The 15,930-nt window shown below is 47.2% G+C and carries 12 protein-coding genes; 1 reads left to right on the plus strand and 11 read right to left on the minus strand.

The window, feature by feature from the left end:
* Positions 1–4 precede the first annotated feature (4 nt).
* The 7 genes from xylF to xylA all read right to left on the minus strand — a co-directional run bounded on the left by xylF (position 5) and on the right by xylA (position 9,590).
* Positions 5–1,102, minus strand: coding sequence for a D-xylose ABC transporter substrate-binding protein (gene xylF, locus A3EQ_RS0102505; RefSeq protein ID WP_020153609.1), 1,098 nt, complete (start codon positions 1,100–1,102; stop codon positions 5–7).
* 544 nt (positions 1,103–1,646) lie between these two features.
* Positions 1,647–2,468 (minus strand): carbohydrate ABC transporter permease, encoded by an 822-nt coding sequence (locus A3EQ_RS22390; protein ID WP_020153611.1) that lies wholly within the window; start codon positions 2,466–2,468, stop codon positions 1,647–1,649.
* Positions 2,469–2,483: 15 nt separating this feature from the next.
* Positions 2,484–3,359, minus strand: a complete 876-nt coding sequence (locus A3EQ_RS22395; RefSeq protein WP_020153612.1) for a carbohydrate ABC transporter permease — start codon at positions 3,357–3,359, stop codon at positions 2,484–2,486.
* Positions 3,360–3,468: 109 nt separating this feature from the next.
* Entirely contained in the window at positions 3,469–4,770 is a 1,302-nt protein-coding gene (locus A3EQ_RS0102530) for an extracellular solute-binding protein (RefSeq protein ID WP_020153614.1), read from the minus strand.
* Positions 4,771–4,976: 206 nt separating this feature from the next.
* Positions 4,977–6,590: a glycoside hydrolase family 43 protein gene (locus tag A3EQ_RS0102535; RefSeq protein ID WP_020153615.1), complete on the minus strand. Its 1,614-nt coding sequence runs from the start codon at positions 6,588–6,590 to the stop codon at positions 4,977–4,979.
* 19 nt (positions 6,591–6,609) lie between these two features.
* Positions 6,610–8,109: a xylulokinase gene (gene xylB / locus A3EQ_RS0102540; protein WP_026499687.1), complete on the minus strand. Its 1,500-nt coding sequence runs from the start codon at positions 8,107–8,109 to the stop codon at positions 6,610–6,612.
* A gap of 158 nt (positions 8,110–8,267) precedes the next feature.
* A complete protein-coding gene (xylA, locus tag A3EQ_RS0102545; RefSeq protein WP_020153617.1) occupies positions 8,268–9,590 on the minus strand; it encodes a xylose isomerase in 1,323 nt (440 codons plus the stop codon).
* Between the two features lie 332 nt (positions 9,591–9,922).
* Between xylA and A3EQ_RS0102550 the strand changes: the two genes are divergently transcribed.
* On the plus strand, positions 9,923–11,101 hold the full coding sequence (locus A3EQ_RS0102550; RefSeq protein ID WP_020153618.1) for an ROK family transcriptional regulator: 1,179 nt from the start codon (positions 9,923–9,925) through the stop codon (positions 11,099–11,101).
* A gap of 283 nt (positions 11,102–11,384) precedes the next feature.
* On the opposite strand, the gene A3EQ_RS0102555 is transcribed toward A3EQ_RS0102550, so the two are convergent.
* The 4 genes from A3EQ_RS0102555 to A3EQ_RS0102585 all read right to left on the minus strand — a co-directional run bounded on the left by A3EQ_RS0102555 (position 11,385) and on the right by A3EQ_RS0102585 (position 15,710).
* A complete protein-coding gene (locus A3EQ_RS0102555) occupies positions 11,385–12,158 on the minus strand; it encodes a patatin-like phospholipase family protein (protein ID WP_020153619.1) in 774 nt (257 codons plus the stop codon).
* Positions 12,159–12,673: 515 nt separating this feature from the next.
* Entirely contained in the window at positions 12,674–13,351 is a 678-nt protein-coding gene (locus A3EQ_RS0102570; RefSeq protein ID WP_020153621.1) for a helix-turn-helix domain-containing protein, read from the minus strand.
* 252 nt (positions 13,352–13,603) lie between these two features.
* On the minus strand, positions 13,604–14,593 hold the full coding sequence (locus tag A3EQ_RS0102580; RefSeq protein WP_020153623.1) for a LacI family DNA-binding transcriptional regulator: 990 nt from the start codon (positions 14,591–14,593) through the stop codon (positions 13,604–13,606).
* A gap of 67 nt (positions 14,594–14,660) precedes the next feature.
* On the minus strand, positions 14,661–15,710 hold the full coding sequence (locus A3EQ_RS0102585) for an aldose epimerase family protein (protein WP_026499688.1): 1,050 nt from the start codon (positions 15,708–15,710) through the stop codon (positions 14,661–14,663).
* Positions 15,711–15,930: the final 220 nt, after the last annotated feature.

Below are 15,930 nucleotides of genomic sequence, written 5' to 3' on the forward strand. Positions count from 1 at the left end.
TGAATTACGGCCGCGGCGGGCGTTGATCTTCCGGGACATTTTTGTACACGTCATCGTAGGAGTGGAATCCGTCTTTGATCACTGTATCGATTAAATTGTCCTTGTCCACCATGATCGGTTCCAATTTGACGTAGGGGACGTCCATTTTTCCGTTGTTGATGGTGTCATCGGTTTCTATCTTTTCCCCTTTTCCTAATTTAACGGCTATCTCAGCGGCTGTTGCCGCTATTTTGTGTATGGGTTTATAAACCGTCATCGTTTGCGTCCCTTCCGCAATCCTTTGTACTGCCGCCAAGTCGGCATCCTGCCCTGAAATGGCCACTTTGCCAGCAAGACCTTGCGCGGCCAACGCTTGAATGGCCCCGCCTGCCGTGCTGTCATTCGAGGCAACGACCGCATCGATTTTGTTATTATTGGCAGTTAAAGCGTTTTCCATAATCTTCATGGCTTCATTGGCATCCCAGAGTTTTACCCATTGATCGCCGACAATTTTAATATCTCCCTTGTCAATGAATGTCTGAAGAACATTCATTTGCCCTTCCCTAAATAATTTCGCATTATTGTCGGTTGGCGAACCGCCCATCAGGAAATAATTCCCTTTCGGGACTTTTTTCACCAAATATTCCGCCTGTAATTCCCCGACCCTGACATTGTCGAACGAAACATATGCATCGACATCACAGTTCGTGATCAGCCGGTCATAGGCCAACACCTTGACCCCTTCTTGTTTCGCTTGATCGACGACGGGAGACAGTGAGTCACTGTTTACGGGAATGATGACCAAAACATCGATGCCTTGAGAAAGCATGTTTTGAATTTGGGTTAGTTGTTTCGTCTCGTCATTGTCTGCGGATTGGACAATCACATCCGCACCCAATTCCTTGGCTTTATCAATAAAGATGTCCCGATCATGCTGCCATCTTTCCAACGACAAATCCGTAACAGACAGTGCAATTTTAATTTTTTTATTTTCCTGGCCGTTCGACGAATTTTTGTTGTTTCCGCTTTCATTTCCCTTACCCGCATCCTCCCCGCAAGCAACAAGGGCAAAAGCGAAGACAAGGAGTACCATCATTGAAAATGCCTTCTTCATCCACTTCATTCGAGATCCCCCCTAAATTAAAAAAATATAAGCGTTTTCATTAAAAATTATATCATCGTAAACTTCGTTTGTACATTGGATAAACTAATGTTTTATGAATCATTTTTTTAATCGAATCCCGGCGTTTATGATACAAATTTTTTATCTCTTGCCGGTTGTTGCGGGCGTTCCCGCGGCGATCAATGTAGAAGCTTTCTGTCTTTGTGAAGCCCACGGTTCGCACCATGGATGAAACGGGAGAACTGAAAACCGAACCCGACCAGCGCTTCAGTGACCGCCCAGCGGTGCGGGAACCCGATTATCCTTGAGGAACAAAAGCTTCGGGGAATGGGAAAAAAGTGGGGTTTCGATTCTTTCGGCTGCGATGTTCCATCGATTCCTGCAAGCCTAAAGGGGAAAGAGGCCGGTCACGGGAAAAGGAGGCCCAACAAGCAAAGCAGAAGGATCATTGCGATCCTTCCGGGGAATTTTAAACCGATTGGGGGAAAAATCACCGGTCTTGTCAAATTGGGTTTTCCAAACGTTTTAGTTTTTTAATAGATTGCTAACCTTTAATCGCGGTGGAAGACATCCCTTCCACGATCTTATCGCTGAAAAACACGAAAGCAATTATAATCGGGAGTATGCTTATTATTAATGTGGCGCCGATCGGGCCCCAATCCGTCATGTATTGCCCAATAAAGTTTTGCATGCCGACGGTCAGGGTTTTATATTTGTCGGAACTAATAAACGTATTCACAAAGACAAATTCATTCCAATTATAAATCATATTTATGATCGCAGTCGTTGTGATCACCGGGGTGGTCATCGGGAGAATGATCCGAAAAAAGAGTTTGTTGACGGAACAGCCATCAATAATGGCCGCTTCTTCGATTTCACGCGGAATCGTAGAGTAAAAGCCAAGCATGATCATGACGGTGATCGGCAAATTGTAGGCGACATACGTCAATACAAGGGACAGCGGATGATCGATCAAATTCATGCGCAAATACATATTGAAAAGCGGGATTAACGCGGAATGAATGGGAATCATCAAACCGATCATAAACAAACCTAATACGAATTTGCTTAATTTCCACTTCATCCTTGTGATCGCAAAAGTCGTCATGCTGGCCAATAAAACCGTTATGACAGTTGCAGCTACGGTAATCCAGACGCTGTTAAAAAAGTAATTCCCTATGCCTCCCTCCCATACTTTTTGATAATTTTCCCATCTGAATTGAGAGGGCAGTGCAAAAGGAGAACCGGCAAAAATCTCCCGGTTATCCTTCAACGAAAACAGGAAAAGCCAAAAGATCGGATATATTTGAACAACGGCAATGAAACCGAGCAGAACATATAATATGCCATAACCGAATTTTCTCATGGGCCAACTCCCCCGCTAGTATTGGATATTCTCGGACTGCGTCAATTTTCGGATAATCAGCGTTGCAATCGAAGCGATGACGAGGAGCAGGAATCCGATCGCGCTTCCATACCCGAAGTCATATTTGACGAAGGCCAGTTTATACATATAGGATGCCATCACTTCGCTCGCCCCGTTCGGGCCGCCGTTTGTCATGACATAGATGAGATCGAAATATTTTAAAGAACCTACGACGGCCAAAATCACCGTTACATTAAATACGCCTCTTATCAAAGGGATCTTTATTTTATAAGCGATTTGAAAAGGCGAAGCCCCGTCAATTCTGGCGGCTTCAATGATGGATTCGGGGATGTTTTTTAATGCCGCGTAGTAAATCAAAATGTAGAATCCCGCATACTGCCATAAAATCGGAATAAATATGGCGTACAAGACGATCGACGGTTCGGCAAGCCATGACGGAGGATTATCCACTCCCAGCGCCTTAAGGATGGCATTCAGAATCCCGTTGGTGGGGTTATACACCTTAATCCAAAGCTGGGCAATGGCAACCGAGGACAATAACATCGGAATTAAATAAATTTTTCTCAGCAAATTCGTTCCTTTTAGCTTGGAAGACAGTAACAGCGCAACGGCCAAATAGGCAAACAACATGAGCGTCGAAAAGAACGCGAGCAAAAACGAATGATATGCGCTGGCCCAAAACTTCTTATCCTGCAATGCCGTCATGTAATTCTCTAAACCTATGAACGTCATTTTCCCGATTCCATCCCATTCCATCAAGCCGAAAAAACCTGTTAAAAATAACGGAATAAATATAAGGGTCAAGACCAGAAAGAGGGATGGAAGAATATACAACGCAATAGCCAGTTTGTTCGACATCACCTTGTTCATCAAATCAACCCCATATCGATAATGAAGCAGAAAAGGACTATCCTGATTCCAGGATATGTCCTCTTCTTTTCTTTAATTTCATTTTTAAAAAATGTCCCCGCGTTTTCATTCACTGGCCGCTTATGGCCTCCGCATGCTCTTTTGCAAATTGTTCCGGGGTCATTTCCAGTCCGAAGAGCGATTGAATCGCGTCCAAATGCACTTGTGCCGGTTTCGCCGGCATTTGCACGTCCGCATATAACGTTAAGTTGGTGGCGTTGTTCAACTCGTTCAAAACATCAATATACATTTGGGGCAAGTCTAATGACGAGGTGTCCAGTTTTGTCGCAGGAATGACCCCAACTTCCGTCACGGCCCTTTCGGCCCATTCTTTGACAAAGAAGGCCACAAATTGTTTGGCTTCCTCTTTCACTTTGGAATCTTCGGAAACGAACAGGCCGACACCGGGTCCGCCGACGAAGCTGTTCAAATCGCCTTTTCCATTGACGGTCGGAAATTTTAAATAACCAATCGATTCCCTGAATTCTTTCGGGACATCTTCATTCGTCGTATAGTTTGGCAAATCCCACGTGCCGATCAAGTACATGGCCGCCTGACCGTTCATAAACATGCTTTTCGCTTCTTCATCCGAAAGTCCATTAAACCCTTTGACGAAAGCATTCATTTTCACTAGATTTTGAACTTCCTTCGCCGCATCGATCAGCGCCGGTTCTTCAAAGGAGGTTTCCCCTTTGAGGGCGCTTGACAACACGTCCGCTCCGGCCATCCTGTCGGCAAAATACATGTACCAGAGGGAACCGGTCCATCGATCCTTATTCCCTAAAGCAATTGGCTGAACGCCGTTTTTGGCCAGGGTTTCGACCACCTGTTTAAATTCATCATAGGTTTTAGGGGCCGACAGTCCGTATTTATCGAAGATGGCTTTATTATAAAAGATCAAAGCGATATTTAACTCGAGCGGCAGTCCGTAGGTCTTTCCGTCGATGGCATAGGCTTCGACCGTGCCGGGGACAAAACTGTCTTTTAATTCTTTCTCGACGACATCATCCAAGGGAGCAAATTTGTTACCGTTTACATAGGGTTCCAAAAAACCGGCCGCCCATGTCATGCCGACGTCAGGCAATTCGTTCGACGCGGATAAAATTTTCAATTTTTCTTTATACTGCTCATTGCTCAACACTTCCATTTGCACCCGTACATCCGGATGTTCGTTTTCGAAATCGGAAATAATCTTTTTCACGATGTTGTAATGGATTTTTGAACTTCCTTCGGGCCAAAGATGCATAAATTTAATCGTTTTTTTCCCGCCGCCATTGTTGTCGCCCGAAGACTGGTTCGAACCGGAACAGCCGAACAGCAGCACCAAGCACATCAGGACCGCAACAATCGAAAGCGCTTTCTTCCACCTCATCATCATTTCCCCCCTAAATTAAACGTCAAAAAATATTTTCAAATAAAGGATACCAAAACAAACATCGTTTGTACAGTGGATGAACTAACTTTTTTGCCACGAAGCTCCAAAACATTTTCGACAGATTTCACGCGCAAATTTCCACCCAAAAGGGATGGACCGGCAGCTCAAACAGACATAACGATCCCCCCCTTCAACGATCGACGTCATTCGTCCTTCGGCCTGTAGATAAAATAATCAAAATCCGCATGTTTCCTTTGCCCCGAAGTATCCTGGCAATGCATGCCTACGAAAGCTCCCGTGAAAAATCCCCCGCCTTGCACGTAATCATCGGACAGTTTATAGGAATAAAAATCGATCGGTATCTTTTCCCAATGTTTGCCGTCAAAGGAATACGAATAATGATAGAGGTTCGTGTTCACATCCACCCTGAGATAAACGTACGCCGCTTCTTCCGGTACCGGTATTTCCTTTCCTTTTAAAGGCTGAGCAAAGACAAAATTGTCGCAGGTCGTGATTTCAAGTACTCTTCCCTTTTCCTCGTGCCAGGTGATATGCAAGGCGGTCCAGTTCTGCGTGTTATAATAGTTGACCAATCCGGCGGCTTGCTGGAAATTTTCCGGTTTGAAGTCCACTTTCGTTTCGGCGGTGAAATTAAAATGCTGCCAACGGCGTGCCACAAAGGCTTGCACAAATTTCGAAGTCAACGACTCACGGCCGTATAAACGCAAATGGCCCGGCCGGTCCGTTAAGGACATCGTGTCTTCTCCTAAAGGAATGCGCAATGTTTGAAAATGAAGGTTTAGTGTCTTTGAATCAAAATCGTCCTTTTCCGGATAATCCCTTTCCCATTTCACTTCCTCGATCCGGGGGCCTTCGATTTCCAATGAAGGCTGATTCCCGCCGACCACATAAGGCCAGCCGTTTTTCCATTCCAGCCGCTGGATCGCCGTCTCCCTCCCTAACGGACAATAACCTCTCGGATCAAGCAGCGGCTGATCCTCTTTCGGCAAAGGACGGCCGGTCAGGTGAACCAGGAACCATTCATCGGTATGGGTATGAACGATGGACGCATGCCCGGCTTTTTGCAAAGGATTGCGGGGGTACGGCCATGAAGTGATGAGCGGATTATCCGGATGAACTTCATACGGGCCCCAAAGATTTTTGGAACGGGCGATCGTGGAGGCATGCTCGTATCTCGTTCCGCCTTCGGCCGTCAACAAATAATAATAACCGTTGACTTTGTACAGATGGGGGCCTTCGGTCAATTTTAAATCTGTCCCTTTAAAAATGATTTTGCGCTCGCCGACCAATTTTTGTTGGACCGGATCGTATTCTTGAAGGGCGATTCCGTAAAAATTGTGATGGCCTACCCGATGATCCCACACCATATTCAGCAAATACTTTTTGCCGTCTTCATCATGAAACAGCGAAGGATCAAATCCAGAACTGTTCAGATAAACCGGGTCTGACCATTCGCCGTCGACCCTTTCGGCGGTAACCAAATAGTTGTGGCAATCCTTCCACTGTCCTTCTGTTACCTTGACATCCGTATAGATAAGCCAAAACCGGCCGTCATGGTAAGACAAATCCGGCGCCCAAATTCCGCCCGAATCGGGATTTCCCAACATATTCAATTGGCTCAGCCGATTCAGCGGTCTGCTTACCAAACGCCAATGTTTCAGATCCTTCGAATGATAAATCCCGACACCGGGAAACCATTCGAAGGTAGAAACGGCAATATAATAGTCCTCCCCGCACCGGCAGATGCTCGGATCCGGATTGAAACCGGTCAGAATAGGATTTTTGATTTTTCCCATTTCGATCACCCCGATCGCCTTATTTTCTAAAGTTTTTCAATTGATGGGAAAGCACCTTTGTTTGGGAATAAATATTTTTATAGATTTCATACATTTCCTGATAAATTTTGACGTTTTCTTCAACAGGTTCATAGACTTTCTTCGTTTGCAAAAACTCTTTTGCGCATTCCTCCAGGCTTTCAAACCAGCCGCAACCATAGGCGGCCAGCATCGCCGCCCCCATTCCCGGCCCCTGCTCGCTGGACAATTTGATGATTTTGGCATTGAAAATATCCGCCTGGATTTGCAGCCATGTCTCATTTTTTGCACCGCCGCCGATGGAGACGACCGTATCGACCCTTTTCCCGCTTTTCCTGAAAATCTCAATGGATTCATTTAAGGAAAAGGTGATCCCTTCGATCACGGCCCGGATAAAATGTTCCCTGGTATGGGAGGAATCGATCCCGATGAAGCTGCCGCGAATCGCCGCATCCGCATGGGGCGTCCGCTCTCCGACGATATACGGCGCAAACAGCAGACCGTCGGATCCGGGAGGAACGCGGTCGATCCCTTTCAAGAAATCGTCAAAACTTTCTTTTTTCGCGAAGGCATCTTTAAACCAGCTCAAACTGTATCCTGCCGCCAGAGTCACACCCATGGTATAGTAAGCGTTCTCTTTTCCGTGGTAAAAATAATGGACCTTCCCTTGAAAATCTTTGTCCCCCCGTTCTTCATAGGATAGAACCACGCCGGATGTCCCGATGCTGCACAGCGTGCTTCCTTCCGACAATATTCCCGCGCCAATGGCGCCACAGGCATTGTCCGCTCCTCCGGCGAACACCTTGGTGGTTTCTTTCAGTCCGCATCTTTCGGCAAATTCTTTGGAAAGGGTGCCCACACACGCGTGGGGTTCGACCAGCGGCGGGCAGATCGAGGGATCAATCGAAAGCAGCCGGCATAATTCCTTGCTCCATTCTTTTTTTTCAAGATCCAACAACAAAGTTCCTGCCGCATCGGAATATTCCATATGGATTTTTCCCGTCATCCGGAAGCGCAAATAATCCTTGGGCAGCAGAAACACCTTCGCCCTTTGAAAAATTTCCGGTTCGTGCTGCCTGACCCATAAGATCTTCGGGAGGGTAAAGCCCTCCAAGGCAAGATTTTTGGTGATTTGAAGCAGTCTTTCTCTGCCCGCTATCTCATAAATTTGCCTGCATTGTTCCGTCGTCCGCGTATCATTCCATAAAATCGCGTTTCTTAACGGCCTGTGCCGTTCATCCAACAACACCAATCCGTGCATTTGCCCGGAAAAGCTGATCCCTTCGATGTCCGCGGGATCCCCGTTAAAACCGGCCGCCAATTCCGCCAAAGCCTCGGCCGTTTTTTCTACCCATTCTTCCGGATCTTGCTCGCTGTAACCGGATTTTTCCTGAATCAACGGGTAAGCCTTTGCGGCTTCCTTTACGACCTCGCCTTCCTGATTGACCAATAAAACCTTGACAGCGCTCGTTCCAAGATCAACGCCGATCACATATTTCATCTTTCCACTTCTCCTTTGCGGTTTCAGCAAAATCCCCCAAAGGCCGAACCCCGGCATTTTTTTGGAGTTCAGCCTTTATGGTTAATATGAATAAACTAAACTTCATTGCCCGGAAGCAGATTTGTTAGGGTCCGGCCTTTGTGCTGTACACGCAGTCCTTATTTTGCAAAAGCGGTCAATAAATATTGGTTGATCAGCGACCGCAATTCTTCCACTTTTCCCGATTCGTTTTTAATTTCCTTCATATCGAGCACATGGTTTTCCAGCGTATGAAAATCGGCTTTTCCTTCCACAATATCCCGCCCGATTCCTTCCTTGTAACTGCTGTACCGTTGTTCGATGAATTTATCCAGGACTTGATCTTCGATCAATTTATGGGCCACTTTCAAGCCGACGGCGAAACTGTCCATTCCGGAAATATGGGCGAGGAATAGATCTTCTGGTTCAAAAGATCCTCTCCGGACTTTCGCGTCAAAATTCAACCCGCCTTTGCCAAGTCCCCCGTTTTTGACGATTTCATACATGGCCAAAGTGGTGGCGTAAAGATCCGTCGGGAATTCATCCGTATCCCAGCCGAGCAAAAGATCGCCTTGGTTGGCGTCGACGGAACCGAGCTTGCCGTTGATCCGGGCGATCCTCAGCTCATGCTCGAAGGTATGTCCCGCCAATGTGGCGTGGTTTGCTTCAATATTGAATTTAAAGTAATCCTGCAGGCCGTATTTTTGCAAGAAGGCCAGACCGGTTGCCACATCGAAGTCATATTGGTGTTTCGTCGGTTCTTTCGGTTTCGGTTCAATTAAAAATTGCCCTTCAAAACCGATTTCTTTCGCATAATCGACGGCCATATGGAAGAAACGTGCCAAATTGTCCAGCTCGAAACCGACATCCGTGTTCAATATCGATTCATAACCTTCCCGGCCGCCCCAAAACACATAATTCTCGGCATTCAGGCGCTTGGCGATTTCCAGCCCTTTTTTCACTTTGGCCGCGGCATAGGCGAACACGTCCGCGTTGCAGGAAGTGGCGGCTCCATGGACGAACCTCGGATGGGAAAACATATTCGCCGTGTTCCAGAGCAATTTTACATGGCTCGTTTTCATGTATTCTTCGATCATGTCTACAATTTCGTCCAAATTCTTGTTGGTTTCCCTCAACGTATCGCCTTCCGGGGCGATGTCCACATCATGGAAACAAAAATAGGAAACGTTCAGTTTTTCAAAAAACTCGAACGCCGCCTCCACACGGGCTTTGGCCAGATCCATCCCCTTCAGGTGATTCCAAGGCCGAATCATGTTCCCGTGCCCAAAAGGATCGGTGCCGTCGTACGTAAACGTATGCCAATAGGCGACACTGAAGCGCAGCCAGTCTTTCATTTTTCTGTCCCCGATTTTTTCCTCCGGGTTGTAAAATTTAAAGGACAGCGGATTTTTGGAATCAGCCCCTTCATACTGGATTTTGGAAACGTTTTCGAAATACGCCATCATCCGTTCCTCCCCTTCAGTCAAGAACTTAACTTTACTGGATTTTATGTTAAAATTATAACATGAGAATCTTTGTTTGTCTATCGTATAAACAAAGATTCCGTTTTCTTAATCGCCCCGGTTTTGCCTCCCCTGTCCATTTATCTTAAGGAGCGAAAAGGAAGTGAAGGATGAATGTAAAGCTGGCAGGATGCGATCCGATCATTGAGCGGCATATCTTTTTTTAATGCCAATTTGGCAAATGACCGGTTTCCGCTGGAACAAAAAGGAAAATATACAAAATCTAATCAATATATTATATTAAAAATAAAAGCTAAAGAAGGAGCGCTCGTATGACGATACTTACCGGCAACCAGCAATTGGTCAAACAAATCAATAAAACCTTGGTACTGGAAACCATTTTAAACGAAGCGCCGATATCGCGGGCCGATATTGCCCAAAAAGTGGGATTGAATAAAGGAACCGTCTCCTCCCTCGTCAATGAGTTAATCGAAGAGCAGCTCATTTATGAATCCGGTCCCGGGAAATCAAGCGGGGGAAGAAGGCCGGTTATGCTTTTATTCAATGAGAAAGCCGGGTATTCCATTGGCATAGATTTGGGCGTCAATTACATTTTGGGAATATTGACGGACCTGAAAGGCCATATCGTTGCGGAAATCCAAAAGAAATTATCCGTCACCGGCGTTGAACAAGTGAAACAGATGATGATTGCCATCATTGAAGATTTAATCCAGTCCGCCGGTCAGAGCCATTACGGAATTATCGGCATCGGCATCGGGATCCCCGGCATGGTGAACAATGATGGGGAAATCTTGCTCGCGCCGAACCTGGGATGGAAGAATGTCCGCATGAAGGAAGAGATCGAAAACCGCTTCCAAGTTCCGGTCATCATCGAAAACGAAGCCAACGCGGGGGCTTACGGGGAAAAGCTGTACGGCGCAGGAAAGGAATTTGACAATATTTTATATGTCAGCGCCGGGATCGGGATCGGCGTCGGGGTGATCCTGGACGGCCAATTGTTCACAGGCTCCGGCGGATTTTCAGGGGAAATGGGGCATACCATCATTATCGTTAACGGAAAGGAATGCTCCTGCGGAAGCCGAGGCTGTTGGGAACAATACGCTTCGGAAAAAGCTTTGCTGGAAGAGGCCAAAAACATCCCCATTCCATACGCCGACAAGGATTCCATCTCGATTGAATTGTTGGTTGAACTGGCGAAGGAAGGAAACGAAGAAGTCATCAACCTGTTCAAAAAAATCGGCGCGTATTTGGGTGTGGGCATCAACAATATGATCAATACGTTCAACCCGGAACAAATCATCATCGGAAACCGACTGGCCATGGCAAAAGACTGGCTGGAAGAATCCATTACCCATTTTGTGAAAAGCCACACCATTCCCTTTCATCAACAAGATTTATCCATCACCTTTTCCCAATTAACCACCCATTCGACGGCCGTCGGCGTGTGCGCCTTGTCGATCGAGAATTTTTTGAAGACGAGCGTTAAATGATTTCGTTTAGCCGAAAAGAAACCGCTCCAGATTTAGAGTCAATCCCTTTCCGGAACGGCAAAACCTTAAAGGGGCCCAAAGCCTTGCTCCACAGGAAGCCCCGGGCGAAAAAACGCCCGGGGTTTTTGCGTGGTTTCGGGCTTTTGGGCGGAACAACCCTCTACAGGATTTGAACGATTTCTTCATCGAATACGCAAACGGTCTTTGGGAAAGCCAGCCGGAAAACATTCGTCCGATTGAACGGGGGATTGGAGCGGACCCCCCTATCCCTCCCCCATGTTCTTCAATCGAGCAGCGCCAGGACTTCGTGAATTTTTTGCTCCGCTTCCCGTTCGCCAGCTTCCATGCAGTCGCGGATTTTTCCTATGTCAAAGGCCAAAATATGCCCGACTTCCGGGCGAAAAACGACGTTCGCATATTTGAGATTGGCCCGGCGCTGTTCGGTCATCATGATCATATAGGAACGGTAGATCACATCAAAAATATTCCGGGGAGCATGCTCTTCATGCTCCCTTTCGACATCCACCGCAATCACGATATCCATTCCCGCCTCACGCGCGAGATCGGCCGGGAGGTTATTTAACAGCCCCCCATCCACCAATACTTTGTCTTGATAATAAACGGGGGAGAAAATTCCGGGAACCGATGTGGTCGCCCGAATGGCCAAACTGAGGTTCCCTTTGTCAAAAACAAACCGTTCTCCCTTTATCAAATCGACCGCCACGGTCCGAAAAGGAATCTGCAGATCCTCTATCCGAATATCGCCGAGCCCTTTTTGACTTAAAAAATCAATAAGCAAACGGTAGATTTTGTTCCCCCTGAAAATTCCGGATTTTAGAATTCCAAGGTCTACCATCCGATAGGACGGCGTGTTCAAAATAAAGGCTTCAATTTCTTCGATGTCGATACCGGCGGCAACTAACCCTCCGATGGCGCCGCCCATGCTGGTGCCTGCAATAAAATGGATCGGGATTTGATATTTTTTCAGCACTTTTAACACGCCGATGTGCGCCAGCCCCCGGACCGCCCCTCCCCCCAAGGCTAATCCTATTTTCATGGCGAAAATCTGTCCTCCGCTAAAGATGTGCTTCTGTTATGAAAATGATGTGCTTCCGTTGTCGAAATGTCAACCCTGACGCAGTTAAAAGAGACCGGCCGACAGCTTTTCGATTTTTTCAGAAAAAGAAATATCAGGCAAACTGACGCAATTGATCTTCGTCTTGAATATTCCAAACAGGGCGGGGATTATGAGCACAAGGGAGAGAACGATGATGAAAACTTTGCTTTTGACGACTAATTTTCCAAAAAGGGCAAGCAAATCGATCACCTGCCTGGGCAATTGATGGACGGTTAGAGAAGTGGCGCAAAGGATTAAAAACCTTATTTTCTTCGAAAGACGTTTTTGAAGGATTTCAGGATCCCCTTAAAGAAATCGAGAAGACTTTTCATCATCGCCATCACCTCCTTTTTTGTTTATTTGAGTTCATCCGTTCTTTCTAATTCGACAAAAAACACAAATAACCCAAAATACCAAAAAACTAACGAAAAAAAATGAAGGTTTCCCCGACCGGGTCATGCCAGCGCTTCATGAAGAAAATCGGAAAGAATTTCTTTCTCGCGATGGGAAAGGTCGGCAATGGATTTCAAATACCGTCCCACCAAATTTGTCACTTCCACGCCAAGTTCGTGATTCATGGTTTGAATAATGCTGCCGAGGACCGTCCCGACAAACATCGTCAGCCGCATATCCTTTGTCGGCGCGTTTTGGACGAGATTTTTGATCAGCACCTCGGTCCTTCCGCCAAGCTTGCGGAGATAAACAAGGAGAAGGCCGATGATGTATGCGCAGAAATCCATCCGAATATGTGCTTTCGGAATCTCCTCCAGCACCTTTTGAATGGCCGTGCTGGGGCTGGAGCTTTTTAAACTGTTCAAAAGCTCAAGGATCTTCGTTTTTGTATGAAGCCAGTCGTCCGGATCGATTTCTTCCGAACGTTCTTGCTCGAACAGGCTCGAAGCTTTGGCCGTCGGCAGAAAAACGATCTGGGAACGTCCCGCCTCGCCGGGATTCACAGTGTAATCGCGGATCAGATAACCAAGTTTTTCAAGCTCTTTCAAGATGTCGTAGGCCGTCCATTTGCTTACGCCGATATATTTTGCCAAAGTTTCATAATGAACCGGAACATTTGTTTTTTGATACAAGTCGACCAGCTTCCGAAGAAATTGTTTCCGCCGTTCGGTCAAAATCACGTCTCTTCCACATCCCAAAAAACCAAAATTTTGTTTTCAAGTATAGCCCCATTCCAGGCTTTTGTCAAATGTTTGAAACCGGCCCTTCAGCCGCTCTTCCTTTTGCGGGATTTCCGGTTAAACGGAATCGGCCGAAGGGTTGTCGAAAGGATGAAGAAAACAGCAAAGCTTCCTATCCAAAATGAGAAAGAGGACGCCCCATGGCAAAAACGGCCGCATGGGGCATCCCCTTATCCCATACTATTCAACTTTTTAAAAACTGCTTCCCCTTACCACTAATTCGGTGGCGATGAAGATTTTCTTCGGGATTTTTCTGCCTTGAATTTGTTCCAGCAAGGCGTCCACCGCCGTTTCGCCCATCAATTCGGTGTGCACTTTTAAAGTGGTCAGCGGCGGGAAAATATATTTCGACACACTGATGTCGTTGATGCCGATCACATTGACCCGGCCGGGGACATCGATGTTCTCCTCCAAAAGCGCCCGAAGGGCGCCGATGGCGATCGAATCGTTGCCCGCAAAGAAGGCCGTCGGGAGATCTTCCCCGTGCTGGGCGATCGCCTGTTTCATCAGCTCGTACCCGTCGTTTACTTTAAATCTTCCGTAGTACATGACGGAAGGGTCGAGCAACCCCTTTTCTTTCATATACCTGATGAAGGTTTTTTCGCGAAGGTCGGTGATTTCCCCGGATTCGTCTTTAAAGGTTTCCCGGCCGCCGATGTAGCCGATCCTTTTATGGCCTTTTTCCAGGAAATAATCGATGATTTTCATCGTCGCCTTTTCAAAATCGATCACGATCGAATCGTAGGAATCATCATCCGGGCTGCAGTCGACAAAAACGATGTTCTCAGAAAGCTCCTTCAGCTTCTTCGCCTGGCCGGGGCTGAATTTGCCGACGGCGATCAATCCGTGGACATCGTCAAAATTGGCGGATTTCATATCCTGGTAAAAATATTTGACGGTATCAATATTCAGCTGTTTGCAGCGGTTTTCAATCCCCAGGCGGATCGACAAATAATACAAATCTTCCAGCTCTTCATTTTCCGTATACCAGCTGACGACGGCGACTTTGTAATGATTCGTCTTCTTCACCGAACGTTTTTTATAGGAAAGCTCTTCGGCCGCCTCAAAAATCTTCTTCCGGGTTTCATCGGTGACGGATAAAGTCGGGTCGAAGTTCAATACCCTGGACACCGTCGCGATGGAAACCCCGGCCCTTTCGGCAATATCTTTAATCGTTGCCATTTCGATCCCTCATTTCATTTCCGAACGCTCAAGACTAGGCCGAAAAACGCCGGCCAAAGTGGAACGCCTATTCCGTCGAAAACGTGTACGTGGTCAGCGCCTCGTACCGGCCGTCCGGTTCCAGGACAACCGGCGGAAAATCGCTGTGGTGGACGGCATCGGGAAGCCCTTGGGTCTCAAGGCAAATCCCCAAATATTTTCTCGACGGGACGCCGCCTTGAATGGCAAAATCTTCTCCCAACGCATTGCTGGTGTAAACGACGACGCACGGTTGATTCGTTTCAACGGTCAATTTCCTGCCGCTTTCCCGGTGGCGCAAGACGATCTCTTGATTCAGATTTTCCGACAGGAGAAACGGATGATCATACCCGTTCCCGGCCAAAAGATTTTGCGGATGGCGGGATACGGTCCCGTCAAAAATTTTCCTTCCCTTCCGGAAATCAAAGGGGGTGCCTTCCACCTCCAGCTTTTTCCCCGTCGGAAGTAGTTCCTCGTCCAATTCCAAAAACCGGTCGCTTTTTAATGTCAATTCATGATCCAAGATAAGATCTTTCCCGTTTCCGGACAAATTAAAATAACTGTGGTTGGTCAAATTGACGATCGTTTTTTTGTCCGTTTTTGCGGTGATTTTTTGGATCCAGCGGTTTTCGTTGGTCAGCCAATAGACAGCGCGGACTTGCAAATTTCCCGGATACCCTTCCTCTCCGTCTTTGCTCAAATAGGTAAATTCGACGCCGACCGCGTCCTTTTCTTCGACCGGTTTCGCCTCCCAAATCCGTTCATGGAAGCCCCTGATTCCGCCGTGCAAATGGTTGTTCCCCTCATTGGCGGGGAGTGTATAGGTCTTGCCGTCCAACGCGAATTCCGCCCCCCGGATCCTTCCGGCAATCCGGCCGATAATGGCCCCGAAATAGGTTTTACGGCGGAGGTAATCTTCCACCCGGTCAAAGCCCAGCACGACATTTTCCAAATTTCCGTCCCTATCCGGCGCCAAAATTTCCGTCACCGTGCATCCGAGGTTTAAACAGGTGAGCCTCATGCCGCGGTCGTTCTCCAACGTATAAGCATAGACGGGTTCATGACCGACTTCTCCGAATTTTTGCTTTGTAATCTTCATCCCTTTTCCTTCCTTTCGATAGGGTTTCCCGAAAATCTCCGTTTCTTCCCGTTCCGTCGGCAAAAGATCCCCGCATCCGAAAAAGTTCCCGCCTGGCCATCGATGCCGCCAAGCCGCCGGCCGGCGAAGGGAAACGTTAACGCGCCTCCAGGCCGGCTTGACCTCCAGAAACCGGGGGACAGGTGATGGATGAGCGAAATGACAATTTTCACGACAGATG

The organism is Caldibacillus debilis DSM 16016, from assembly GCF_000383875.1.
GTDB lineage: Bacteria > Bacillota > Bacilli > Bacillales > Caldibacillaceae > Caldibacillus > Caldibacillus debilis.